25 protein-coding genes and 1 other annotated feature are annotated in these 25313 nt (G+C 44.1%); of the genes, 15 read left to right on the forward strand and 10 right to left on the reverse strand.

The window, feature by feature from the left end:
• Window positions 1–14: 14 nt before the first annotated feature.
• The gene (locus MKY84_RS12735) at window positions 15–542 is read right to left on the reverse strand and encodes a DUF4242 domain-containing protein (RefSeq protein ID WP_342526480.1); all 528 of its coding nucleotides are present in this window, start codon (window positions 540–542) and stop codon (window positions 15–17) included.
• 146 nt (window positions 543–688) lie between these two features.
• Between MKY84_RS12735 and MKY84_RS12740 the strand changes: the two genes are divergently transcribed.
• The gene (locus MKY84_RS12740) at window positions 689–1132 is read left to right on the forward strand and encodes a helix-turn-helix domain-containing protein (RefSeq protein WP_342526483.1); all 444 of its coding nucleotides are present in this window, start codon (window positions 689–691) and stop codon (window positions 1130–1132) included.
• Window positions 1133–1152: 20 nt separating this feature from the next.
• Here MKY84_RS12740 and MKY84_RS12745 read toward each other — a convergent pair whose 3' ends face one another.
• The 6 genes from MKY84_RS12745 to MKY84_RS12770 all read right to left on the reverse strand — a co-directional run bounded on the left by MKY84_RS12745 (window position 1153) and on the right by MKY84_RS12770 (window position 8544).
• A complete protein-coding gene (locus MKY84_RS12745) occupies window positions 1153–1914 on the reverse strand; it encodes an ABC transporter permease (protein ID WP_342526485.1) in 762 nt (253 codons plus the stop codon).
• A 6-nt stretch (window positions 1915–1920) separates the two neighbouring features.
• Window positions 1921–2883 carry an ABC transporter substrate-binding protein gene (locus MKY84_RS12750; protein ID WP_342526487.1) on the reverse strand — a complete coding sequence of 321 codons (963 nt, stop codon included), beginning with the start codon at window positions 2881–2883 and terminating at the stop codon, window positions 1921–1923.
• Between the two features lie 30 nt (window positions 2884–2913).
• Window positions 2914–3699 carry an ABC transporter ATP-binding protein gene (locus MKY84_RS12755; protein ID WP_342528895.1) on the reverse strand — a complete coding sequence of 262 codons (786 nt, stop codon included), beginning with the start codon at window positions 3697–3699 and terminating at the stop codon, window positions 2914–2916.
• Between the two features lie 945 nt (window positions 3700–4644).
• Window positions 4645–6678: a catalase gene (locus MKY84_RS12760; RefSeq protein ID WP_342526488.1), complete on the reverse strand. Its 2034-nt coding sequence runs from the start codon at window positions 6676–6678 to the stop codon at window positions 4645–4647.
• A 102-nt stretch (window positions 6679–6780) separates the two neighbouring features.
• Window positions 6781–7557, reverse strand: a complete 777-nt coding sequence (fabI, locus tag MKY84_RS12765) for an enoyl-ACP reductase FabI (protein WP_342526490.1) — start codon at window positions 7555–7557, stop codon at window positions 6781–6783.
• Between the two features lie 90 nt (window positions 7558–7647).
• A complete protein-coding gene (locus tag MKY84_RS12770) occupies window positions 7648–8544 on the reverse strand; it encodes a MerR family transcriptional regulator (RefSeq protein ID WP_342526492.1) in 897 nt (298 codons plus the stop codon).
• Between the two features lie 102 nt (window positions 8545–8646).
• Between MKY84_RS12770 and MKY84_RS12775 the strand changes: the two genes are divergently transcribed.
• The 6 genes from MKY84_RS12775 (at window position 8647) to MKY84_RS12800 (ending at window position 13882) form a co-directional block, all read left to right on the forward strand.
• Complete coding sequence (locus MKY84_RS12775) at window positions 8647–9075, forward strand: hypothetical protein (RefSeq protein ID WP_342526494.1); 429 nt, start codon at window positions 8647–8649, stop codon at window positions 9073–9075.
• Between the two features lie 3 nt (window positions 9076–9078).
• The gene (locus MKY84_RS12780; protein ID WP_342526497.1) at window positions 9079–10143 is read left to right on the forward strand and encodes an ABC transporter permease; all 1065 of its coding nucleotides are present in this window, start codon (window positions 9079–9081) and stop codon (window positions 10141–10143) included.
• Between the two features lie 4 nt (window positions 10144–10147).
• Entirely contained in the window at window positions 10148–10849 is a 702-nt protein-coding gene (locus tag MKY84_RS12785; RefSeq protein WP_342526498.1) for an ABC transporter ATP-binding protein, read from the forward strand.
• The gene (locus MKY84_RS12790; RefSeq protein WP_342526499.1) at window positions 10842–12143 is read left to right on the forward strand and encodes a deoxyribodipyrimidine photo-lyase; all 1302 of its coding nucleotides are present in this window, start codon (window positions 10842–10844) and stop codon (window positions 12141–12143) included. The genes MKY84_RS12785 and MKY84_RS12790 overlap by 8 nt, the downstream gene beginning before the upstream one ends.
• Before the next feature lie 89 nt (window positions 12144–12232).
• Window positions 12233–13408 carry an aminotransferase class I/II-fold pyridoxal phosphate-dependent enzyme gene (locus MKY84_RS12795; RefSeq protein ID WP_342526501.1) on the forward strand — a complete coding sequence of 392 codons (1176 nt, stop codon included), beginning with the start codon at window positions 12233–12235 and terminating at the stop codon, window positions 13406–13408.
• 15 nt (window positions 13409–13423) lie between these two features.
• Entirely contained in the window at window positions 13424–13882 is a 459-nt protein-coding gene (locus tag MKY84_RS12800; RefSeq protein ID WP_342526503.1) for an antibiotic biosynthesis monooxygenase, read from the forward strand.
• A gap of 156 nt (window positions 13883–14038) precedes the next feature.
• Here the strand turns inward: MKY84_RS12800 and MKY84_RS12805 are convergent, their stop codons facing one another.
• Both MKY84_RS12805 and MKY84_RS12810 read right to left on the reverse strand, forming a co-directional pair.
• Window positions 14039–15022: a ring-cleaving dioxygenase gene (locus tag MKY84_RS12805; RefSeq protein ID WP_342526505.1), complete on the reverse strand. Its 984-nt coding sequence runs from the start codon at window positions 15020–15022 to the stop codon at window positions 14039–14041.
• A gap of 112 nt (window positions 15023–15134) precedes the next feature.
• Window positions 15135–15704, reverse strand: coding sequence for a GNAT family N-acetyltransferase (locus MKY84_RS12810; protein WP_342526507.1), 570 nt, complete (start codon window positions 15702–15704; stop codon window positions 15135–15137).
• A 152-nt stretch (window positions 15705–15856) separates the two neighbouring features.
• Here MKY84_RS12810 and MKY84_RS12815 point away from each other — a divergent pair, with 152 nt between their 5' ends.
• From MKY84_RS12815 to trpA, 8 genes are all read left to right on the forward strand, one after another.
• Complete coding sequence (locus MKY84_RS12815) at window positions 15857–16666, forward strand: helical backbone metal receptor (protein ID WP_342526508.1); 810 nt, start codon at window positions 15857–15859, stop codon at window positions 16664–16666.
• 99 nt (window positions 16667–16765) lie between these two features.
• Window positions 16766–16967: a binding site (T-box leader), on the forward strand.
• A 60-nt stretch (window positions 16968–17027) separates the two neighbouring features.
• On the forward strand, window positions 17028–18383 hold the full coding sequence (gene trpE, locus MKY84_RS12820) for an anthranilate synthase component I (protein ID WP_342526509.1): 1356 nt from the start codon (window positions 17028–17030) through the stop codon (window positions 18381–18383).
• Entirely contained in the window at window positions 18380–18955 is a 576-nt protein-coding gene (locus MKY84_RS12825) for an aminodeoxychorismate/anthranilate synthase component II (protein ID WP_342526511.1), read from the forward strand. Before trpE ends, MKY84_RS12825 begins: the two co-directional genes overlap by 4 nt.
• The gene (gene trpD / locus MKY84_RS12830) at window positions 18939–19952 is read left to right on the forward strand and encodes an anthranilate phosphoribosyltransferase (protein ID WP_342526512.1); all 1014 of its coding nucleotides are present in this window, start codon (window positions 18939–18941) and stop codon (window positions 19950–19952) included. Before MKY84_RS12825 ends, trpD begins: the two co-directional genes overlap by 17 nt.
• The gene (gene trpC, locus MKY84_RS12835) at window positions 19949–20737 is read left to right on the forward strand and encodes an indole-3-glycerol phosphate synthase TrpC (RefSeq protein WP_342526514.1); all 789 of its coding nucleotides are present in this window, start codon (window positions 19949–19951) and stop codon (window positions 20735–20737) included. Before trpD ends, trpC begins: the two co-directional genes overlap by 4 nt.
• Window positions 20724–21335: a phosphoribosylanthranilate isomerase gene (locus MKY84_RS12840; protein WP_342526516.1), complete on the forward strand. Its 612-nt coding sequence runs from the start codon at window positions 20724–20726 to the stop codon at window positions 21333–21335. Before trpC ends, MKY84_RS12840 begins: the two co-directional genes overlap by 14 nt.
• Window positions 21332–22537, forward strand: coding sequence for a tryptophan synthase subunit beta (gene trpB / locus MKY84_RS12845; protein ID WP_342526518.1), 1206 nt, complete (start codon window positions 21332–21334; stop codon window positions 22535–22537). The genes MKY84_RS12840 and trpB overlap by 4 nt, the downstream gene beginning before the upstream one ends.
• Window positions 22534–23319, forward strand: a complete 786-nt coding sequence (trpA, locus tag MKY84_RS12850) for a tryptophan synthase subunit alpha (protein WP_342526520.1) — start codon at window positions 22534–22536, stop codon at window positions 23317–23319. Before trpB ends, trpA begins: the two co-directional genes overlap by 4 nt.
• A 384-nt stretch (window positions 23320–23703) precedes the next feature.
• Here the strand turns inward: trpA and MKY84_RS12855 are convergent, their stop codons facing one another.
• Window positions 23704–25092, reverse strand: a complete 1389-nt coding sequence (locus MKY84_RS12855; protein WP_342526522.1) for a copper amine oxidase — start codon at window positions 25090–25092, stop codon at window positions 23704–23706.
• Window positions 25093–25313 lie beyond the last annotated feature (221 nt).

A 25313-nucleotide genomic window follows, 5' to 3' on the forward strand; every position in this document is an offset into this window, starting at 1 on the left:
CCCCATTTCCATTCTTACGATAGTTCAGTCAATGTATCAATCGGTGCCATTACAGCTTCACGCGCCTTCTTAACGGTTGATTCATCAGGAGAATCATAGAAGCATAGACATTTCGTCATATCTTCACACACATATGTGCGAGAGAACTTCACTTCAGGGACCTCATCATAGTGGACCGAGTTTTTCGATTTTCTTTCTAAGTAAGCATCCATTGTAAGGTTCTCTGGAAGGTTCCACTCTACCAAATAATTTACCGTGTCCGCCTGTTTTTTCACTTCTTCTAGTTCTGTACCGACTAGTCGCACCGGTTTGATCAGAGTGACCGGAACTTCTAGTTTGCGTAATGATTCATTCACTAAAGTGCGTTCTTCAGCTTCGATAATGAAAAAAGCACGTGATAAATCTTTTGCTACCTGGACTTCAATCAAAACAGCACCTTGAGTGCCAATCTCGTCACGAACAGCTTCTACTTTTTGCTCGAATGATTCCTTGTCCTTGATAGTGCCATTAAAAACAGATTCGACTAGATATAAAGTGGTCATTGAAATTCCTCCTTTGGATTCAAAATCCAACCATTTAAGTGGGATATCGATTAAAGATTATTTTAAATGACTAGGTAATAAAAAACAACTCAGTTGTATCAATTTTTTCAATATGATTAAATAAGTGATAATGGAGGGAGCACAACATGCGCGAAACACGATACAATTTGCCTTGCAATATAGCACAGACTTTAAACTTGATTGGGGACCGCTGGACGTTACTCGTTCTTCATGAGATCTTGGTCGGCACAAAGACTTTCAATGATTTAAAAAAACAATTGCTAGGAATCTCATCGAATATACTTTCTGACCGATTGAAGCACTTAGAAAAATCAGGACTCGTACGTTCATCTCTTTATTCGGAACATCCACCTCGATACGAATACGCTCTCACAGAAAGCGGGAAGGCACTAGAACCCGTGTTTAATGCCATGGTTCTATGGGGGAGCGAGCACCTGGACCCTTGCTATAAAAAGCTGGTCCATACTTCTTGTCAACATGAAGTGGAGATTGCCTATTATTGTCCCCACTGCGAAGAAAATGTAACACAGCTTGAAACGACTGTTTTGAGAGATGAAGTAACAGAGTAGAGCAGAGATGCTCTACTTTTTTATGTGGCACGAATACCCCATTGTCTATTGATCCATCTTTCGAATACCCCTACTACCTTATCTAAAAGCAAACCTAAGACCCCTATAAATACAATTCCCGCCATCACAAAGTCTAGCCGCATGGAATTTCGTGCATCCACAATGAGATATCCAAGTCCAGATTGTGCCCCGACCATTTCACCAGCTACTAAGAATATCCACGCCGTACCCACTGCTATATGAAGTCCATTCGCAATGAATGGAAAGGCTGCAGGGAAGATCACCTTAAAAAGGAGCTGAAACCCTTTCACCTCAAAATTATCAGCCACCTTTAGATAATTGGCATCTACTTTACGGACTGCCCCAACTGTTGACAGCAGAACAGGGAAAAAGGCAGCAATAAAGATGATGACGATGGCTGGAATATCCCCGATTCCAAACCATAGGACAATAAATGGAGACCAGGCGATGGGAGATACAGGTCGAATCACTTGGGCAATCGGGTCGAGTATGCTCCAAAGCAGTGGTAGTCTTCCCAATAAGAGTCCTAGACCGACAGCAATAACAACAGCAGATAAATATCCTAGCAGGAAACGATAGAGGCTAACTTGAATGTGTGTTATCAGTGTCCCGTCTTGTATGAGACTCAAAATGGCTGTACCCACTGCTATTGGCGGTGGGAACAACACAGCATCGTAATCGCCAAAAGTATAGATCATTTGCCACACAGCGATTAAGAGTACAAAGCCAATCCCTGCCGGCGCTAAAGATTTTAGTTTCATTTATCGTCACATCGCTTCATCTAATAATGAGTGGTCTACAAAATCAGTGTAACTTGGTGGATTGTCCATAAGTCCCATTTCAATAAGACTTGCACGTAATGCTTCATACTCATCTTCTCGAATCACCAGATCATCATACGCGATCCACTCAAATGATAAATCCAAAACCTTTTCTTCGACGTTCATATATTTTGATGACATTTCATGTGTATGTTCATCTTTTGCTTCTGCCACTTCGCCGGCAGCCACATAGTAATTGACGAACTCCTGAGCGACCTCTTTCTCGTTTTGAATGAAATCATTACGCAGCACAAGCGTACAATCGATGGAGTTCTCCCAGACATCCTGATCCTGATACAGGACTTTGCCCTTTTCAAGCGAGACGGAAATAGCACCAAATGGCTCTGCCACCACGTAGCCTGCAATACGACCTTCAGCAAGAGCCGCTGGCATCTCTGCAGGTGGTAGTTCGATGACATTTACATCTTCATACGCCATCTGGTTTTGCTGTAGCATTTGGTACAGCAACACATTATGCGTAGAAAATTTATGAGGTATGGCAAAGTTCTTTCCTTTCAAGTCCTGAGCTGTATTGATTGAAGGGTCTGTAACAAATACATTGCCGTCACGATGTCCCAGTGCTACTGCTTTAAGATCGATTCCCTGCTCTTTTGCTTTCATAGCTAGTGTGACGAGGACAGAAGCCCCATCAATACGGCCTGTATTCAAGGCATCCATCAACTCAGGCCATGAACCAAACTTCACTAATTCCAATTCAAAATTTTCATAGTCTTCTAGCTCTTTTTCAATGTACAACGGTACAGCATGAGTTATGGGTAAATACCCTATTTTGACCACGCGTTTTTCATTGTCTGAACCAGAGGATGAGCTATTCTCCGTACCGCAAGCCGTGAGGACCAGGGCAAATACCAAAAGTAGTGTGATTAGCAATGTGAATGATTTTTTCATCGGATTCTCCTTATTGTGTTTAGTCATTGGTTAAATATGAAATTCTATGGCCGATTCCTGTCGGCTGAAATGGAATTCATCCAAAATTTGTTTGCGGTATGCATAAAAATCCGGATGACTTCGATCGCGAGGTTTCGACAATTCAACATGGATTTCATGGTGAATACGACCTGGATTGGAATGCATAATAAAGATGCGATCCGCTAGATAGATAGCTTCATCAATGTCGTGAGTTACCAACACGATAGTAGTTTCTTCCTTGGCTTGTATGTTGAGTAGTTGATCTTGCAGATGGTATCGATTAAATGTATCCAATGCAGCAAATGGTTCGTCCATCAAGATCAGTTCGGGCTGTGGTGCGAGTGCCCTCGCTATCGCGATACGTTGTTTCATACCGCCTGACACTTCATGGGGAAACATTTGACTCTTGCCTGAAAGACCTACCAGGTCGAGATAATGGCGTGCTCTTTCTGATCGTTCTTTTGCTGATAGAGAAGAACTTTCGAGACCGAATTCCACATTTTTTAACGCGGATTTCCACGGAAGCAATCCGTAGTGCTGAAAAAGCATGATTGCTTTTCGGCTAGGTTTTGTAATGGGCTCATTCTGCAGCTTCACAAAGCCCTGATCTGGTTTTTCAAATCCTCCAATAATATTTAGAATGGTACTTTTCCCACATCCACTCTCTCCCAACAGAGCAATAGTCTCTCCCCGTTGAATAGTGAATGAAATGGAGTCAAGAACCTGGTTCAGTACTTGGTCAGAGTGAAAAGCCTTAGAAATTTCTTCTACCGATAAAAACGGTGCATCTCCCATACCTATAATCACAACCTCACATTAATTTATTATTCCTATTGATATACTATGATTTAACTTTAGGTTATTTTATTATACTCTGTTGTTTTTTACAACTCATTATTCAGATTATTTTAATAGATGTATTAAAATAACCCTAGGTCTAACGAGGTCTAGGATTAATCAAGACTTCGGTAGACTCTAGGGTCTTACTGTAGTTACGGGTATATCTTTATCCTTTTTGCTCCCTCTATCTGACTCACTAAATCAATGTCCTATTTCTATATCAGTTTAAACATTTCCCTACACTTGAATCTACGTGATGAGGAAAGTATTTCTTAAAAAATGGCTAACCACTAATGAATGAAAGAATTACGCAATGAGCACATCAGGTCTACCTACTCACAAAAATGTTTAGAATATAAAGCTATAAGGCGCAACAAAACTATTCCACTATCAGTTTTTCATAATGTACGGCTTGATCATTTTTATCCGTCCCCTGATAACTAATACTTACCTCTTTTAATACCTCTGCATTCGTAATTTTACCTACAAAATATCCTCCTGCAAATATACATCCTATGATTACAAAACTGATTAAGTAATTTATCGACTTACTCATTTAATTTCCTTTTATAACTGTTTCTGAATAAATAAATCATTTTTACTTTGATGCAAATAAACATCTTTGATAATTATAATCTGTAAATAGTTTACATTTTATATTTCTTTTCTGAATCGTGTAGTAATTTTGGGAAAAGGTGTATTGAGTTTTGTGTTGAGCGGGCGTTCTGGAACAAGTGAAGCGTTTTCTGCGACAAGTTGCTCGTTTTATACGACCAGTAGGGTCTTTTCTAAATCAAGTAAACTGAATTGTAGAACCGAAGTCGTATTATGGAAACTAATTGGAGCATTCGACCTTGTAAAAAAACCCGCCCGACAGTTTCGTCGGACGGGTAGAATTCGTTATTGTTTGTTATTCGACTTGCCACCAAGCTCACGTTCCCAGAAGCGGTGTTTTGCGACTTCATCAACGAATGAAGTAGATAGTACGTCTTCTGTAACACCTGGTTCACCTGTAAACCCTAAGTGTTCGAGAAGTGCTTTGCCTTCTCCGGCAGCACCTAATGGTTTCACGTGATCAAATGCTTCTCGCAAGAAATTAGAAGCTTCTTTTTTGTAGACACTTGAAGCATCCGGTCCTGCCACTGCCACAACTGCATCGTACAACACAGAATCAGCTGTAAGGAATTTCTGATCGATTTCCAATCCGCCATCTAGTTTCCCTTGGCGTTCTGCGATGATCTCAACCTGAAGGCCAGCTGATTTCAATGAATCCACGACTTCTTGTACATTGCCAGGCGCTTCAATTGACGTAAGTACAGCTACTTTACGTGTATCAGCTTTCATAACAGTGTTTAATTGACTTAATGCTGGAGATTGTTTGTCATTGTAAGGACCTTTATCTGTTGGGACCTCAATGCCTAAACTTTCAGCAACAGGCTTAGCCAAATCAATATGCACGTGGCTGAACATCTCTACCACTTGCTCACGAATGCTCGGTTCTTTACATTTTCCGAGTTCAAAGCTCATCGCATCTATCATATGCTTCTTCTCTACTTCCGACATACTATTAAAGAACATCGTTGCTTGAGAGAAGTGGTCTTTGAAGCTCTCACTACGTGCACGGACTTTACGCGCATCGATTTTTTCTTCGTAATGGCTAAATCCGCCCTCTTCTTCCGGGGTAGTGCGTGGCGTATTGTTAGCCAATGAATTTTTGTGATAACTCACACGACCGACATTGATTGTTTGACGGCCATAGCCATCACGCTGGTTGTTAAAGAACGGACAAACTGGACGGTTGATCGGCAACTCGTGGAAGTTTGGTCCACCAAGACGAATCAATTGTGTATCAGTGTACGAGAACAGACGACCTTGTAGTAATGGATCGTTTGTGAAGTCGATACCGGGCACTAAGTGACCTGGGTGGAATGCAACTTGTTCCGTTTCCGCAAAGAAATTGTCTGGATTGCGGTTCAACGTCATCTTCCCAACAAGTTTCACTGGCACGTCTTCCTCTGGCCATAACTTAGTAGGATCTAAAATATCGAAATCAAACTTGAACTCGTCTTCTTCAGTGATGATTTGAAGACCAAGTTCCCATTCCGGGAAATTGCCATCTTCAATTGACTGCCAAAGATCCTCACGGTGGAAGTCAGGATTTTTACCGTTCACCTTTTGTGCTTCATCCCAAACGACAGAATGCGTGCCAAGGACCGGCTTCCAGTGGAACTTTACAAAGTGAGACTTGCCTTCTTTATTGATTAAGCGGAATGTATGAACACCGAAACCTTCCATCATACGTAAGCTACGAGGGATTGCACGGTCAGACATTGTCCACATAACCATGTGAGCCGACTCTTGATTGTTCGCTACAAAATCCCAAAACGTATCGTGTGCCGAAGCCGCTTGTGGAATCTCATTATGTGGCTCAGGTTTAACTGAGTGCACAAGGTCCGGGAACTTGATGGCATCTTGAATAAAGAACACTGGGATATTGTTTCCGACTAAATCGTAGTTCCCCTGCTGTGTGTAGAATTTAGTTGAAAATCCTCGCGCATCACGGGCTAGGTCTGCCGATCCTCGAGAGCCAGCAACTGTTGAAAAGCGGACAAATACGGGTGTTTTAACAGAAGTATCCGTTAAAAATTCTGCTTTTGTATAAGCTTCAAGAGATTCATACAATTCAAATTCACCATGGGCACCTTCACCGCGTGCATGAACAATTCGTTCTGGAATACGCTCGTGGTCAAAGTGGGTCATCTTTTCTCTAAAATGGAAATCTTCAAGTAGTGTAGGTCCTCTTTCTCCTGCTTTTAAAGAAAATTCATCTTCAGCCATTTTGAGACCTTGATTGGTTGTGAGGGCCTGATCTTGATCATTTACACGGAACTGGTCGAGCTGCTCTTGCTTGCTGTTCTTTTCTTGATTTGTCAAATGGGCTTCCTCCTTCTAGTGGAAAACTAGTTCTCTATCACTGTTCCCTAAATCCATACAAAAAAACCCAATCCAGTTAAATGGATTAGGTTTGAAAAACTATTAAGCCATGATGTGATAGCCACTGTCTACGTAAATGACTTCACCCGTAACGCCGCGACCTGTGTCACCTAATAAAGCAACTGACATATCTCCTACTTCTTGTTGCGTTACGTTACGCTTTAAAGGTGCTTTTGCTTCGATTTGATGCAAGATTTCATTGAACGCTGGTACACCTTTCGCAGCCAGCGTACGAATCGCACCGGCAGAAATGGCGTTGACGCGAATCCCATCTTTCCCGATATCATTTGCTAAGTAGCGAACTGATGCTTCAAGTGATGCTTTGGCAACACCCATGACGTTGTAGCCGTCGAGTACGCGCTCTGCCCCTAAATAACTCATCGTGATGATCGATCCGCCTTCTGTCATGAAAGGTTTTGCTTCACGTGCAGTTGCAATCAATGAATAAGCGCTCGTGTCTTGTGCAAATGCAAACCCGTCGCGAGACGTCTGCAAGAAGTTGTTGTGTAAGTCTTCAGCGTGCGCAAATGCGATGGAATGAACCACGCCGTGAATCACACCGAACTTTTCACCAATTTCAGTGAACGCTTGTTTGATGCTCGCATCATCGTTTACATCACACTGAATGACGGCAGCTTCGCGTCCTTCTTTGTCTAACACCTTTTGAATCTTTCCTTGTGAACGTTCTTTTCGGTATGTGAAAATGACGTTTGCCCCAACATCGAACAACGATTTAGCAATACCCCATGCAATGCTTCGCTCATTGGCAACACCCATGACTACAATATTTTTACCTGCTAAATTAATTAGATCTCGCATAGCAACCTCCATTGATAACTGTTATTAGTACCTACTACTAATTTTAACATAAATAAAAGAGCCTGTCATCAAGTGACAGACTCTGAAAATTTATAAGGACTCTTGTAAAATAGTATTTAAATCCGGAGCAAACTGGATAGCATCAAGATTATGTTGGGTTAAATAATCTTCCATCCCTTTTCCACCTGCAAAAAATTTAGTCTTTGGATAACCTTTTGCAAATTCGTTGAGCTTTTCAAGCATTTCTGGATGTTGCTTTAAGGGAACAGATGTTGAAGCCGACAACAGGACAAATTTCGGTTTCAAACGGTCTACAAGTGCCTCAATGGATCCTGGGGCTGGTGACGAACCGATCATGAAGGACTTCCAACCGCGCACCATAAATTGCAGCAATAGGATGTGCAGCGGAACCTCATGAAGTTCTCCTGGGATACAAGCGCCGAGTACTAGTGGTGCATCTTCACGGTAAGGATAGTTGCGGCGAATTTGTACTAAGAAATCGCGTACAACCATGCTGGATACTGATTCTTGATACTCATCCCACTGTCTTTTTTCCCATCGATTCCCGACTTCGCGTAAGTACGGAAGTACAACGGAACTTAAGAAAAGGTCGAGCCCTAAATCTTGATGCGCTTGGTGAAGCGTTCTGTTTAATTCTAGCTCTTCACAATTGGCACCGTACTCGAGAAGCTTAAATACATAGTCATTCCATTCCTCTACTACTGGAACTGGTGTCACTTGATTTCCCGCTTGTTCTACTTCTTTTTCTTTATCGATCAGGAGTGCCGCTTGTTTAATAGTATACCCTTCATCAGAAAGGCGTTTCACTCGAAGCAACGTAGCGATGTCTTGATCTTGATAAAGGCGATAGCCATTATCCATGCGCTCTGGCTGAATTAACTGGTAGCGTTCTTCCCATTTACGGATGACTTGTTTAGACAGACCCGTTACATCAGAGACCTGTTGAATATTATAGTTACCCTTCACTGGTCGGCCTCCTTCCATTTTTCTGATTTGATAACATTATACAATAATTTGACGTGGAAAACAATCTCTCTGTATAATTGTTGTAAAGGATGTGTTGAATGTATGGATAAAGTAGGACGTATCTTAGGCATCGGCCTCATTACAGGTCTTATACTAAATTACTATTTCAAGTTCATTGAATGGCTGACGGGAGACAAGGTCTACACGTTGCTACTAAACGTTGATTATTTCCCTATTCTTAAAAACTACTCATTTCCTGAGTGGGTGGAAATCAGCTTTCATCTCATAGTTTCTTTCGTTTTAGCATTCATTTACGCTTGGCTTTGGAAGAAATGGAATCGACCATTTCTCTATACCGTTATCAGTGCTTTTATGATTGGATTGATCATTTATCCTTCCACTGGATTATCTGACCGCACACCCGAAGTTACGGATGGTAGTGCATTATTTTGGTGGCAGACGGGCCATTTGATATACGGCGCGTTACTTGCTTGGTTATTGCAAAAACTCAACAACAAGACTGGAGGATAAAGTATGTTTTTAGCATGGAATGAAATCAAAAAGAACAAACTACGTTTTGCACTGGTAATCGGGGTACTTTTTCTCGTATCGTACCTCGTCTTCTTTTTAACTGGCCTTGCCAATGGTCTCGCTAATTTGAACCGTGAAGCTGTCGATAAATGGGACGGGGATGGCATTATGTTGACCGAGGATTCTGACCAAAGTTTACCGCAGTCGTTCTTGTCAATTGAAGACGCAGATGAACTAGATGCAGAAACGGCTGTTCTAGGACAATTGAACACGATTGTGACAACCGGCGAATTGAAACAAGGTGTAGCTATCTTTGGCATCAATGAAGAGGAATTCATCACACCGGATGTATCGGACGGGGAACTATTCTCTGGAGAAAATGAAGTTGTGGCAGCAGACTTCTTACAAGAAGAAGGATTTGAAATTGGTGATACGCTGACCCTCTCTTCTTCTGATGAAGAATTGACAATTGTCGGCTTCACGGAAGATGCTCGCTTCAATGCAGCACCTGTCCTTTACACATCACTGGATACGTTCCAGACGGTACGTTTCGGGGAAGCAGCTCAACAGAATGCCGATCAAGTCAATGGCATCGTCATCCGTTCTGACGATTTAGCTGCACTGGATGCACCTGAAGACTTTGCGATCGTTGATACACAAACGTTTATCGAAAACTTACCAGGCTATACAGAGCAAAAATTGACGCTCGACTTTATGATTTACTTCTTATTTATTATCTCGGCAACGATTGTTGCGATATTCTTATATGTCTTGACTGTTCAAAAAATCAATATGTTCGGTGTCATGAAGGCACAAGGAATTTCAAATGGTTACTTAGCACGATCAGTGGTAGCACAGACATTTATTTTAGCAGTAGTGGGAGTCGTGACGGGTTACGTGTTGACGCTCGTAACTGGATTGTTCCTTCCGAACGCCGTACCTGTGCAGTTTGATGGCGTCGCAATGGCGATCTACGGCATCGTTTTGATTGCAGTTGCCATTTTAGGAGCCATCTTCTCAGTATTAACGATTGTAAAAATCGATCCATTGAAAGCAATAGGAGCGTGATGAAATGACAGTCTTAGAACTCAAACAAGCGAAAAAGACATTCGGATCTGGCCATAAAAAAATAGAAGCTTTAAAAGAAACCAACTTTCAAGCGCAGGCCGGTGAGATGATTGCTATCATTGGTCCCTCCGGTTCTGGGAAAAGTACCTTTTTAACAATTGCAGGGGGCCTACAAACGCCAAGCGAAGGTGACGTGCTGATCAACGGAACGTCACTTGCGAAATTGAATGAGAAAAAGCTTTCCAAAGTTCGCTTAAATGAAATCGGCTTTATTCTGCAAGCTTCAAATCTCGTCCCGTTTTTAACAGTTCATAATCAAATGATGCTATTGAATAAAGTCAAAAAAGATACGTTGAATGAGCAAGAGCTTGAAGAACTCTACAAAGATCTTGGGGTTGAAGAATTACGAAACAAATACCCTTCTGACTTATCAGGTGGGGAACGTCAACGAGTGGCTATCGCAAAGGCATTGTACACAAACCCATCCATTGTACTGGCGGATGAACCGACAGCCTCATTGGACTCTGAACGTGCCTATGAGGTCATGGAATTGCTGCAAAAAGAGACCAAGTCAAAAAAGACAACTACCCTTGTCGTCACACACGACACACGTTTAATTGACTATTGTGACCGCGTTTTTAAAATGACGGATGGCACATTACGCGAAGAAGACCATACCCCTAAAGAAGGCGCTGCTCATGACTAAGCGAACTCTCGTCTGGTTTCGCCGTGACCTTCGCCTTCACGATCATCCAGCGCTAGCACAAGCTGGTCATGACGGCCGGGTGCTAGCTGTTTTCACTCTATCTCCTGAGATGCGTAAGCTGGAGGCTTCTTGCTGGTGGTTGGAAGAGTCTTTGAAGGAATTGAAAAGCAGTTTACATGAAAAAGGTATCACACTTCTTGTATCGGATGAAGACCCAACGACTTGTCTTCCGAAACTTGTAGAGGAACACAACTGTGACCAGGTGTTCTGGAATGATAGTCATGCAACAGATGAGCGCAAAGTAGAGCTAGCCGTCAAAAAAGCGTTAGATGAAAAGTCCATCGCGTATCAAGCTTTTGACGGTGACCTCCTGTTCCCTCATCATGAACTGACTAAAGACAACGGTGAACCTTACTCCATCTTCACCCCTTTCTACAAACGCTCGCAACAAGAAACGGTGAAGCGACCGGTTGCGATGCCGGAAGAGTGGCAAGACATTCGTGCTAAGGCTCTTCAGACGATTGAAGACTTACAGCTCCTTCCTGATCATCCGTGGACAAAGAAATTTGCAGAGCACTGGACACCTGGTGAAAAAGCAGGCATCAAACAGTTCCAACACTTTGCAAAATCCGATATTAAGGATTATAAAAAAATGCGCGATTACCCAGATGCCCAAGCGACATCAGAAATTTCTCCTTATCTAACATGGGGGAATCTCAGCGTACGAGCTGTCTACTATGCTGCAAAACGTGAAGAACATTCTGAACCGTACTTACGCCAGCTAGTGTGGCGCGAATTTGCCAAACGCCAACTCCTTGAGCATCCTACACTTGAGAAAAAGCCGCTGCGGTCTGAGTTTGATTCGTTCCCTTGGAGAGACAGTAAGGCTGATTTTGAAAAGTGGAAGCGTGGCGAAACCGGCTATCCTCTTGTCGATGCGGGGATGAAGCAGTTGTGGGAGACGGGCTGGATGCACAATCGTGTGCGAATGGTCGCGGCTTCTTTCTTAACGAAGCATCTTCTTCTACCATGGCAATGGGGAGCCGAATGGTTCAAAGAGACTCTTGTCGATTATGACGAAGCCAATAACGGCATGGGTTGGCAATGGGTGGCGGGTACAGGTATTGATGCGGCACCTTACTTCCGAATTTTCAACCCAACTACACAGCTTGAAAAGTTCGATAAGCAAGAAGAATATGTCCATACCTGGAACCCAGACGCGATGAGCAAACAACTCGTGGATCATAAAGAAGCACATGAACGTGCACTTGCTGCTTATAAAGCCACTAAGTAATACAGTTGTCTCTTCATGACGCACACTTCATTCTCCCTCATGCTATACTGAGAATGTAATTTATCCAACTTAGTTAAGGAGTGACGCATGTGAATTTTCAACCGGCAACACGAATGGAACGCTTCCCCACCTCAATTTTTGGAGAACTTAAAAAAGCCGCGGCTGCTCGTGTATCAAACGACTTACCTGTCTATGATCTGAGCCTTGGTAGCCCGGACCTCCCACCAGCGGAAGCGGTTCGACAGACACTCTCAGAGAAAAGTGCGCTCGCCACTTCTTATGGCTATACATTGACCGGCACAACACGTTTTTATGAAGCGGTCGCAACTTACTATAAAAACCGGATGGGTGTTTCACTCGACCCTGAAACTGAAATCGTGCAGACGATGGGGTCCCAAGAAGGACTGGTCCACCTCCCTCTCGCCTTTTGCAATGAGGGAGATATCGTCCTAACTACAAATCCTGCCTATGTCGCTTACGATGCTGGTATTCATGTAGCCGGCGCTACGCCCTACTATCTATCTCTTGATGAAGAGAACGGCTTCTTGCCTGACATCGCTTCGATACCGGATGAGATTGCCGACAAAGCTAAGTTGTTAATTTTAAACTTACCTGGTAACCCAGTTCCGGCATTGCCGAGTGAGACGTTTTTTAAAGACGTAGTCGCTTTTGCCGAAAAGCATAATATCATTGTCGTACATGACGCGGCCTACGCAGAATTTTATTTTGATGGAAGTGGCCCGAAAAGTTTCTTAGCGACTCCAGGTGCCAAAGATGTTGGACTTGAAATCAATTCACTATCTAAAACCTTCAGTTTAGCCGGCGCACGCATTGCCTATATCGCAGGAAATTCCGAGTTAATTGACGTGATCAAAAGCTTGAAATCTCATCTTGACTATGGCATTTTTGAACCGATTCAAGAAGCCGCTATTACAGCACTTTCACATGCAGATGAAATCACGGACAATTTGCGCCGTGTGTTCTCAGAGCGTCATCATGTGTTAAAACAAGGGCTCGAGGAACTCGGTTGGAAAGTCGCCCCTTCAAACGGCGGCATGTTCATTTGGGCAGCCTACCCTTACCCAATGAAAGATACGGAGTTCGTATTCCACGTTTTACGCGAGACTGGTGTCGTGATGGTACCAGGATCTATCTTTGGAACAGAAGGCGACGGTTTCGCACGCATCGCCTTAGTAAAAGATGTAGAGGTATTAAAAGAAGCACTCGAAGCATTAAAGAAACTCCAACCGATTGAAGTTGGATAAGGAGGACGTTTAGCTATGTACATTTATTTAACGGATGCACCGCAAGTGAGCGGTTTTCATTTAAAAGGGGAAACCGAGCGCTACATCAATGAATATAAGACGCTTCAAGAACTAGATGGTCATGGCTATGAAGTGATTGATTCGTCTGGAGATTTTTCTGAGAAAGGCTTTTTTGTGCTCAACAATATTCCAGTGACTGAAGCAGGTCGTCCTGTTTTCGAACAACGCTTCATGAACCGTGCCCGTGCTATCGAAGACGAACCAGGTTTCATTGCGATTCGCGTGATGCGCCCGATGGATTCTAACACGTACATCATTTTGACGGAATGGGAAGACGAAAAGAACTTTAAAGAGTGGCAGTCGTCTCAGGCGTATTCGAAAGCGCATGCGAAACGCGGTACCGACGAGGGCATCGACAAGCGCCCAGCGATTTTTGATGGTCCTAGTTTTGTCACAACATTCACTACAGCATAAAAAAGAAGCCAAACTCATGTTTTTTCATTGAGTTTGGCTTTTTTCTTTTATTTGATTAGTTTCCATAAAATAACTGAGGGCACAAAGATGGCCGCCCAGGGCACAAACCCCAAGCGACCCAAGCCCTTGCTAGCAAGACCTTAACAAATTAATCTGTTACTCGTATTCTTTCTGAATATCCTTCGTACTTCTAACGGTATCAATCGGACGAACCAATTGTTCAATTTGGTCACGGTGCCCTTCCAATTTTGGAGGAAGCGCTAATTTTTCTCCAAGTGTTTCATATGGCTCATCATCCATGAATCCAGGACCATCTGTAGCAAACTCAAACAACAATGGTGGCGCAATGCGTGCGTAGAGCGATTCAAAATAGAAGCGATCCACGTACCCGGAAGATGGAATTCCTGCTTGATTCAAACGATCAATCCAGAAATGTAATGCTTCTGTGTCTTCTACACGGAATGCTACGTGGTGAACGGTTCCAAACCCTTGTTGTCCTTGTGGTAAGAGAACATTTTTTTCAATAATGACAGCTGCTCCGTTTCCACCTTCGCCAACTTCCATCCATGTTAATTGGCCTGAAGAGGCAACTTCACGGAAACCGAGTACTTTGTCTAACATCTCTTTCAAGAAGTCGACGCGGTCGTAACGAAAAACAATTGGACCTAATCCTGTTATCGCAAATTCAAGTGGAATCGGGCCATCTTGCCAAGGCGTTCCAGAAGCAACACCTGAATTGTTTTCATCTGAGATTAATTGATAACGTTGGTCATCAAAATCGGAGAACTTCAGTACTTTTCGATCAAATAAGTCTTCAATCCCTTGATTTTTTACACCAAGACGTTCAAAGCGCTTCAACCAGTACTCCAACGATGCATCAGTTGGCACACGGAAAGAAGTCCGGTAAATCTCATTCGTCCCGTGTGAGCCTTTTTGAATGCCTGGAAAATCGAAAAATGTCATGTCTGTTCCCGCACTACCGCGGTCATCGGCGAAGAATAAATGGTAGGTTTGAATATCGTCTTGGTTGACCGTCTTTTTAACTAGACGCATACCAAGCACATAAGTGAAAAACTCATAGTTTTTTTCAGCACTGCTTGTGATGGCAGTTACGTGGTGGATCCCTTTTAATTCGTTCATTTTTGTTCCTCCTCATGTTTTGTGTAAGTTAAGTGTAGCGCATAATTATCTTGAATTCAAGATATATGTTTTTAAAAATACCCATCCCTTTGTGGAATGGGCTAGTTAGTATCTATTCGTCTAAAATTGAATCGCGTTTTTCAGTTAAATAAGTTAAGACTTTGTTTGTTGGATCGTATGATTCACCGTAAAACTCTTGGTCTTTATAGGTGTGAATGTTCTCGTATGTCCATCTCATCGCTTCATATACTTCTTTTTCATCACGAGGCTGCGGCGTCCAGTAAAGAATTTCAAGTACCGTATTCTCTCCTGTAGCTAACGAGCGTCGGTTGTAACCGATTTGTGTTGCATGAACAAATCCTTCACGCTGGTAAAAACGTAAACGCTTTTCTGTATCTGTATCTTCATAGTTCACAGGCTCAACTTCTAATAGAATGGTTTTGCCAGTGGCTTTTAACTTTTCAAGTAGCTTTTTCCCAAGACCTTCTCCACGTGCTTCTTTCGAAACAAATAAATAGTCAACGAAAATAAAATCTTCAAACTCCACATACATCAACACATGCTTCGGCCCTTCATCTTTTCGATAGACAGTGCCCTTTTCTTCAAGCAATGTTTCCATATGCTCACGTGACTTCATTTCTTCAACAGGGAAATATTGATTCAATTTTGTATACCAGTTCATGATTTGTAGCTCCTTCGAATTATTCATTGCCCGGAGATTTTTATTTTTTGCAGCGTACAAGTTGAGGAAAAATCAGGCTAGATAAAAATCCTCACCACGACATCTATACCCTACATTCGTTATACTTAAACCTAAAAGAGGTGTTTTTTTCGATGAAAATGTTTACTGATCATTTAGATAGGGAATTACTAATCCCCCATTGTCCACAACGCATTGTTTCAATTTGTCCCGCAATCACGGAAACACTCTTTGCATTAGACGTCCAAAAGCAATTGGTAGGCCGGACGAAGTATTGTATCTTCCCAAAGATTCAAGTCGATAGAATTCCTACAGTCGGCGGCACGAAAGACGTCTCTCTAGATAAAGTACGCGAGTTGAAGCCTGATTTGATTCTTGCAGAAAAAGAAGAGAATACGAAAGAAACCGTAGAGCTTTTGTCCAAAATTGCACCTGTTATCGTCTTGGAAGTCCAGACAATCGAGGACTCCTATCGCTTGATTCGTGATCTTGGAACAGTAACCGGAGCACCAACCGCTGCCTCTCAACTTGAAAGGGAAGCACGCACGGCTTTCGATTCCTTGCCAAACGTATCAGGTAACCCCTCTGTCCTCTACATGATTTGGCGCAAACCGTACATGGCAGTTGGCAACACTACCTACATTCAAGCTATGCTTGAGCATATGGGCTTTCACAATGCAGCGAAGTCCCTTGAAGGCCGTTATCCTGAAATCACGCCAGAATTACTAGAAGAACTCAATCCAGATTTCCTGTTTCTTGCTTCCGAACCGTTTCCTTTTGCTGAAAAACATAAGCAGGAGTTTGCTCAGTTTACACCGACCTCCCAACCTGTATTGGTCGACGGGGAAATGTTCTGGTACGGGGCAAAAATGCCGGAAGCTGCCCAGTATTTGAAGGAACTTTTTGAAAACAATGAATCCTTTCGCATTGACAATACCAACTAAAAAAAGGTAAGATAAACGAAACTTTTTGTTCGGGATGGGTAGAAGATGATGGAGAGCCGTCATCGCCCTAGAGCATAGTTGAGTGGAGAGAGCAGAGATGAGAAATCCTCGACAAAGAAGAGTACACTGACGCGACATGTCAAAGAGAGCCGGTCATTGCTGAAAGCCGGTCATGTCATCAGCTGGAATGGACTTTGGAGAGTCTTCTGAAAAGGAAGAACGGATGATCCCCGTTACAGGATCTGGAGAGAGTTTTCGAACTCAAAACCAGAGGTGGTACCGCGAACCGTTCGCCCTCTGCAGGCTTTTGCCTGTGGAGGGCTTTTTCATATTCTGCTCCTACGAGAGGAGCCAACATCAGATGACATATTATGTGCAAGAGTCTCTTAACGGAGATTCCTTAACCCCTATTTCCATCTATCACCGCCTACAAGGCGATCGAAAGTTTTTGCTTGAAAGTTCATTGAAACACGAGAAATCAGGTCGTTATTCTTTTATTGGGGCATCTCCTTCTACGATGTATTGCGGAGAAAAAGGTCAACTAACTGTAAGAGATCTAGCGAGCGGGAATGCCAATCAGTTCTATGGAGACGCCATGACACTGTTAAAACAGTTGCTACCTCCACCACTTCCCAATGGCCCATTTCCTTTCTCGACAGGGGCAATCGGCTATGTGGGCTATGAGGTACTGGGGCACACTGAACCGACAGGTCTCCCCCTTCCGAAAGCGCGCGAGTTACCAGATATCTATTTCCTCTGGTATCCGACAGTCGTCGTTTACGATCACCAGACACATACCGTCACCGTATTAAATAGTAGTGGGAATGAAGATGAAGTTGCTCGTGTCGTTGCCCAACTCAAGAAGACACCGGACACGGAGCTTCCAGACGAGGCAACACCTCTTCACTTCACATCGAATATCACCAAAGAAGAATTTTTAGCCAACGTCGAAAAATCGAAAGAGTGGATTTACGAGGGTGAAATTTTTCAACTCGTTCTGTCGCAAAGACTCTCTGCTTCCATCAACCAGACACCGTTCGCCTATTACAGAAAACTACGCCGCGTCAACCCGTCACCTTATATGTTCTACATCGACTTTGGGGATGCCGTTGTTCTTGGCGCTTCACCGGAAAGTTTCGTACGAGTGTCAGATGGCATTTTGCAGTCGAATCCAATTGCCGGAACTCGGCCACGGGGCACAACACCAGAGCTAGATGTAGCTCTGGAACAAGACTTGCGGCAAGATCCGAAAGAACGTGCCGAACACGATATGTTGGTGGACTTGGCCCGCAACGACGTCGGCCGCCTCAGTACAGCAGGCAGTGTCAAAGTCACCAAGTACCAACAAGTCGAACGCTACCAACACGTGATGCATCTTGTATCAGAAGTCGAAGGGAAATTGCTTCCAGATATCCATCCACTCGAAGCACTGACCGCTTGTCTGCCAGCTGGAACAGTTTCCGGTGCACCAAAAATTCGCGCGATGCAATTAATCAATGAACTGGAGACGACGCAGCGCGGTGTCTATGCAGGCGCTGTTGGCTATTTGAGCGCAAGTGGCAACTTAGATGCAGCTCTTGCGATTCGTACAGCGGTCATCTCCGAAGGGTCTATTGCGATTCAAGCAGGTGCCGGTATCGTTTATGACTCGGACCCTGTGAAAGAATACGAGGAAACGCTGCACAAAGCACGCTCTTTACTGGAGGTATTCCAATGATTCTGTTAATCGATCACTACGATTCGTTTACTTATAACCTGGCTCAGTACCTTCAAGAACTCGGCGAACAGGTCGAAGTGGTACGCTATGATGCACTAACTATTGAAGCAATTCATCAGATGAACCCGAAAGTCATCGTATTATCGCCTGGTCCTGGTCATCCGAGAGACTACACGGTAACGCAAGATATTTTCAAGAAGCTTCATACAACTTACCCGTTCCTCGGCATCTGTCTCGGCCATCAGTTAATGGGGCTTTGCACAGGAGCGGAAATCATCTCTGCACCTCAAATTTTTCACGGCAAAACGTCCCAGTTAGTTGATGCTGTGACGAACGAGGATGTCGGCGTAGTGATGCGCTACCATTCGCTAGCGGTTGATTCCGGAACTCTCTCAGAAGAGTTTGTAACTGTAAGTTTTGCGCAAGAAGACGGTACCTTAATGGAAATGCGCCATCGCACATTGCCAATCGTCGGAATGCAGTACCATCCGGAATCCATTGGAACTCCCGATGGCAGAGAGCGCTTGGCCAACTACTTACAAGGAGTGATGCGAAGTGAAAGCTACTTATGAGCGAATCTTAGAAGGCGACTACTTATCGCAAGCAGAGATGAAACAACTTGCCGGACAATTTTTTGAAGCGAATGCCGATGAGAAGTTGATCAAGGACATCCTGCTGGCTCTTCACGCTAGACAAGAGACTGCTGAAGAACTTGCCGGTGTTGTGGATGCATTGATGGAACGTGCTACTCCTTACCCGACAGTTCCCTTTCCTGTCTTTGATATGTGCGGGACAGGTGGCGATCAATCGGGAAGCTTCAATATCAGCACAACGTCTGCCTTTGTGACCTCAGGCGCTGGCGTTCGTGTAGCCAAACATGGCAACCGCAGCATCTCGAGTCGATCAGGAAGTGCCGATGTATTAGCAGCTCTTGGCTTAGAACTCACAGTCGCACCTGAAGAAAGCGCACGACTCCTTAAGACCACAGGGTTAACCTTTTTATTCGCACCGGATGTTCATCCGTCAATGAAAGTGTTGCAGCCGATTCGAAAAGCAATCGGGAAACCGACACTTTTCAATTTGATCGGACCTCTCGCCAATCCTTATGCATTGACGCATCAATTAATTGGCGTTTACCGGGAAGACTACCAGCAAACTCTAGCTGAAGCAGCGCAACTGCTTGGCAGAAAACGAGCCGTCATCGTGACGGGTGCAGGACGTCTTGACGAAGCATCTCTCGACGGAATGACACGTTACACTGTGTTGCAGGATGCTGAAATTACGACACATACGTTATCCGCAGAACAGGTCGGTCTTTCCCCTCTTCCGCGTGAAACAATCGCAGGTGGCGAGGCAGAAGAAAACGCTAAAATTTTACGTTCTGTTTTACAAGGAGAGCCATCCGCCTATCTCGATACAACATTGTTAAATAGCGGATTCGCATTGTTTGCAGCAGGTGCTGCATCTACTGTAGCAGAAGGCATTGAAGTTGCTCGGGAAAGCATTCAGTCCGGCAAAGCACTTCAGCAATTACTGCATTACCCAACAGCTGTGGAGGTAACGTCATGACAATACTGGATACAATCATCGCAACGAAATATAAAGAACTCGAACAACTGAAGAAAACAATTTTTCCTGGGCGAGCAATCCCGCTTCGCCGAAAATTATCAGATACATTGACGCAATCCAATCGCCTTGAAGTGATTGCAGAAATCAAGCGTGCATCTCCTTCAAAAGGATTGATTCATCCGAACCTTGATGCCGTGGAACAAGCAAAACGATACGTAACTGGTGGTGCAGCCGCCATCTCTGTTTTGACAGATCAAGAGTATTTTCAAGGATCGTTTGACGATTTAAAACAAGTGGCAGAAGCGACAGAACTCCCGGTCCTGTGCAAAGACTTTATGGTCGATTCACTGCAAATCGATGCAGCCTATCACCACGGAGCTTCTATCATCTTATTGATAGTGGCCGCTCTGGAAGTGGAAACCCTCCATTCGTTGTACACCTACGCAACGGGTCTGGGACTTGAAGTGCTCGTTGAGGTGCACGATGAAGAAGAACTGGAAGTTGCTCTTACCCTAGGAGCCCAATTGATTGGAGTAAACAATCGCGACTTACGAACATTCGAGGTTTCTCTGGATACGACAGAACGATTGGCGAGTATGATTCCCACATCTGCAAACATCCACCTGATCAGTGAGAGCGGGATTGTCACACAACAAGATGCAGAGCGACTAAGTGCTTGTGGAGCTCACGGTTTGTTAGTCGGTGAGACACTGGTCCGTGCGTCTTCAGTAGAAGAGGCCCTACAAGCCCTTCAAGTTGGGAGGGTCGTCCATGACACGCATTAAAATTTGTGGACTGAAAGAAGCGGAACATGTGGAAGCTGCGGTATTCGCAGGAGCAGATGCCATTGGTTTTGTTTTCGCCCCGAGTAAACGACAAGTGACTGTTTCGGAAGCGACGGAACTCGCAAAAGCCATTCCCTTTCCCGTCAAAAAAGTGGGTGTTTTCGTGAATGCGACTGTCGAAGAGATTAACGCTACAGCTCAAGCAGTCCCCCTTGATTACGTCCAATTGCACGGAGACGAATCGGACGATTTACTAAACGTCATTGAAGTACCTGTGATCAAAGCATTTTCGATTCACTCCAAAGAAGACTTGAAAACTGCTTTTGCAAGCCCTGCTCCTCTCGTATTGGTTGATGCACCAGGCACGACACATCGTGGAGGCTCAGGTCACACATTTGATTGGACATTCTTTCATGAAGTACCCACATCTAGACCCTTCATTTTAGCAGGTGGATTGACACCGGAAAATGTCGGACAAGCCGTTCGAGACTTGCAACCTGTTATGGTAGATGTTTCAAGCGGTGTCGAAACTGACGGACGAAAAGACAGCGAAAAAATTAAGGCGTTCATACGCGCCGTTCGGGAGGAATCACGATGACAAATTACACAGCACCAGTGAAAGGCCGCTACGGAAACTACGGTGGCCAATTCGTTCCAGAAACGCTCATGCACGCTTTAGCAGAACTTGAAGAAGCCTACCTCGACGCTCAGAAAGATCAGGAGTTCAACGATGAAGTCCGCTACTACCTGGAGCAGTATGTCGGGCGTGAAAATCCGTTGTATTATGCAGAACGTCTAACTGAGCATTACGGTAAAGCGAAAATCTATTTAAAACGCGAAGACTTGAACCACACAGGTGCTCATAAGATCAACAACACAGTTGGCCAAGCCCTCCTTGCAAAACGCATGGGCAAAAAGAAAGTGGTCGCTGAAACTGGAGCTGGTCAACATGGTGTTGCCACAGCAACAGTCAGTGCATTGTTTGGACTTGAATGTACAATTTTTATGGGGAAAGAAGACATTCGCAGACAGCAGTTGAATGTTTTCCGGATGGAGTTGTTAGGTGCTAAGGTCGTCGAAGTCACACAAGGCAGTGGCACGCTGAAGGATGCGGTAAACGAAGCGCTTCGATACTGGGTCACACACGTAGATGATACGCATTACATCATGGGTTCCGTTCTTGGCCCTCACCCGTTCCCGCAAATTGTGCGAGACTACCAATCTGTCATTGGACAAGAGACGCGTCGCCAAAGTTTAAAGCAATTCGAGCAGTTGCCTACCCACGTTCTTGCGTGCATCGGCGGCGGAAGTAATGCCATGGGAATGTTCTATCCGTTCATTAATGATGCAGAAGTAAAGTTGATTGGAATTGAAGCTGCAGGTCACGGGGTCGCTTCAGGGAAACATGCAGCGAGTTTAACTGGAGGAAAAGTCGGCGTGTTACACGGCGCCATGATGCATCTCTTACAAGATGAAGCCGGTCAAATCAAGGAAGCCCACTCGATTTCTGCCGGTCTAGATTACCCTGGTATCGGGCCTGAGCATAGTTATCTACATGACCTCGGACGCGTGCAATACACGTCTGTAACAGATGAAGAAGCATTGACTGCTCTTCAGCTACTCGCCCAAACAGAAGGAATTATCGCTGCGCTTGAATCTGCGCATGCACTTGCTCATTTGGATGCCCTTCTTCCGACAACAACGGAAGACGATCACGTGGTAATTTGTTTATCCGGTCGTGGAGATAAAGATGTACACACAATCTGCGAAGCTTTAGCTAGTAAGGAGGAAACGGAATGAGTCGTTTAACTACAGCAATTCAATCACGCGTTGATGCAGGAGAAACAGCGTTTATTCCGTACATCATGGCGGGTGATGGTGGTCTCGATGCCTTGAAAGAGCAACTGTTATTCTTACAGAATTCTGGGGCAACTGCGGTTGAACTTGGCATCCCCTTTTCCGATCCTGTCGCAGATGGTCCGGTGATTCAAGAAGCTGGTCTCCGATCTCTTGCGCATGGAACTACGCTTCGCGACGTTCTTGAAACAGTAAAGGGTTTAGAGGATGACATTACCATTCCACTCGTAGTCATGACCTACTTCAATCCTATTTTGCAGCTTGGTCTTGATATATTTGCTTCCTTAGCAAAAGAGGCACGCGTGGCTGGTGTCATTGTACCCGACCTTCCACTTGAGGAGTCTGAGATATTATCAGATGTTTTAGAGCCTGCCGGAATAGATTTGGTTCAATTGGTCAGCTTAACGAGTCCACGTGAGCGCGTGGAGCGCATTGCGAAAGCTTCCCAAGGATTTGTTTATGCCGTCACTGTTAATGGGATTACGGGTACACGCCAGTCGTTACCTGAAGAAACCTTCAAGCATCTCGCTGCTTTGAAATCTGTGAGCCCCGTACCTGTCATGGCCGGATTTGGGGTCTCCACTCCTAAACATGTGCAGCAATTAGGCGAGGTCGTGGACGGTGTTATTGTCGGAAGCTTCGTCGTAGACGCGCTTCATCGCGGTGAGCGAGATTCTATTCGGACGTTGTTAGAAGCTACTCAATCTGTGAAGACTTTAGGGTGAGCGAGCGTTCATCGGATGAAACCGGGATTTAATGAGACGTAAGCTGGTTTTATTCGACATACTGCATGGTTTATTCGACATAATTGAATTTTAATGAGACCAAGTCGTTTTATGGAAACCAATCCAAAGAACCAAAACCCATATTTCTCAAACCCTTTCTAGTTCAAACCAAAAAAGAACCCGACACTCCCCAGAGTATCGGGTTCTTTCTCTATTGGTAAAGACCTTGGTCCAAATCATCGAAACGATAGTGACCTTTTCATCCCTCTGCTACTCGTCCCCCAACCAGTCTCAAGAGAGAGAACTCCTGTAAGGATCTAGGTCAGAAACTTCCAATCTAGTGGTCGTTGCGCATGATGGGATCAAAAATCTGAACCTACTAAATTAGTTTTGTTCGCTTTTACGACGACGAGTCATGAATGCTGCTGCACCTAGAGAAGCTGCTAATAGAGATCCTAGTAGGAATCCTTCTGCGCCCATGCCTTGTTCTTCAGCCATTCCGCCCATACCAGTACTTGGCATACCTTCTGGCATTTCGCCGCCTTTGAAGTTCTCTGGGAATTGATCAACAATTGCTCCTGAGATAGCTTCTGATGGCATTAACATGTGAGCATATGCTTCACGTAGGTTTGAGTAAGCTCCTTCATAGTCGCCCTCAACATATAGGTCAAATGCTGCTAGTAATTGATCAACGTGAGCTGTCAAACCAGCTTCTAAATCTGCTGCTGGTAAGCGATCTTCTGTAGCTGTAGCTAAGAATGCTGCTTGCTCAACGATATACTCGTCAAGTTCTGCCATTGCTTGCTCTTTGCCAGCTTCATCTTCATTAGCTGTTGCAACTACATAGTCTACAAAGTAGCCGATGTGGCTGTTCCAGATCTCTTTAAACTGCGCTCCGCCTTCTTCACCGTATACTGAAGCGACTGCTGCTGATAGATCATCTGCATTTGCAAGAAGTGCTGCTGCTGATGCGTCATAATCAGGGTCACCGTCAACGCCATTTTGCATAGCCATTACTGCTAAACCAGCGTGCTCTGTGAAGATACGGTCTAAGTTAGCACGCAAATCAGCTGCTGGTGTTACCGCTACTGAGTTTTCGAAGTTCTCTGGGAACTGGTCAGTGATTGCTGAAGCCATACCAGATGCTACCATTACCATGTGATTGATAGCTTCACGCTCACTGATGTAAGACGCTTCGTAATCTCCAGCTACATAGCTATCGAAAGCTGCTACTAATTGACCAACGTGTTCAGTCAAACCAGCTTCTAGATCTGCTGCTGGTAAACGTCCTTCAGTTGCTGCATCTAAGAATGCTGCTTGTTCTACAATATATTCATCTAATTCAGCTACTGCTTGGTCTTTTCCAGCTTGATCATCTGCTGCTGTTGCATTTGCATAATCAACGAAGTAGCCAATGTGTGATGACCAAATTTCTTTAAATTGTGCTCCTGCTTCTTCACCGTATACAGAAGATACAGCTGCAGTTAAGTCATCTGTATTGCCGCTAAGTGCGCCAGCTAATGCTTCGAAATCTTCTGTTCCGTCAGCACCTTTTTTCAATGTTTCAACTGCTAAGAATGCGTGCTCTGTGAATAAGTGAGTTAATGCAGAACGTAATTCTGAAGCTGGAGATGAAACGCCCATATCTCCTGTAGCTTCTCCACCAGTTGAAGAATGATCACCGTGGTCTGCTGCGAAAGCTAGAGTTGGAGCTGCCATTGTCATTGCTAGTGTAGCTGCTAAAATTGCTTTTGATTTCATTTTGTAGTTCATGTGAATCTCTCCTTTTGGGTTTTGTTTGTTTTGATTTACACATAGCTAACGGAGGGATATCTTAAATGGATCACTTTTTTTGAAAAAAACTTTAAAAACTTTTGACCAACACTCTCCAACCCTTGCTACTACAGGGTTAACAAGTTCTACAAACTGTATAACTTTATTCACTATTACTTTCTAAATGATACTAATTTCATAAAAAAAACCGCTCACACAAT

Origin of the sequence: Chryseomicrobium sp. FSL W7-1435 (genome assembly GCF_038595005.1) — a bacterium.
Lineage (GTDB): Bacteria > Bacillota > Bacilli > Bacillales_A > Planococcaceae > Chryseomicrobium.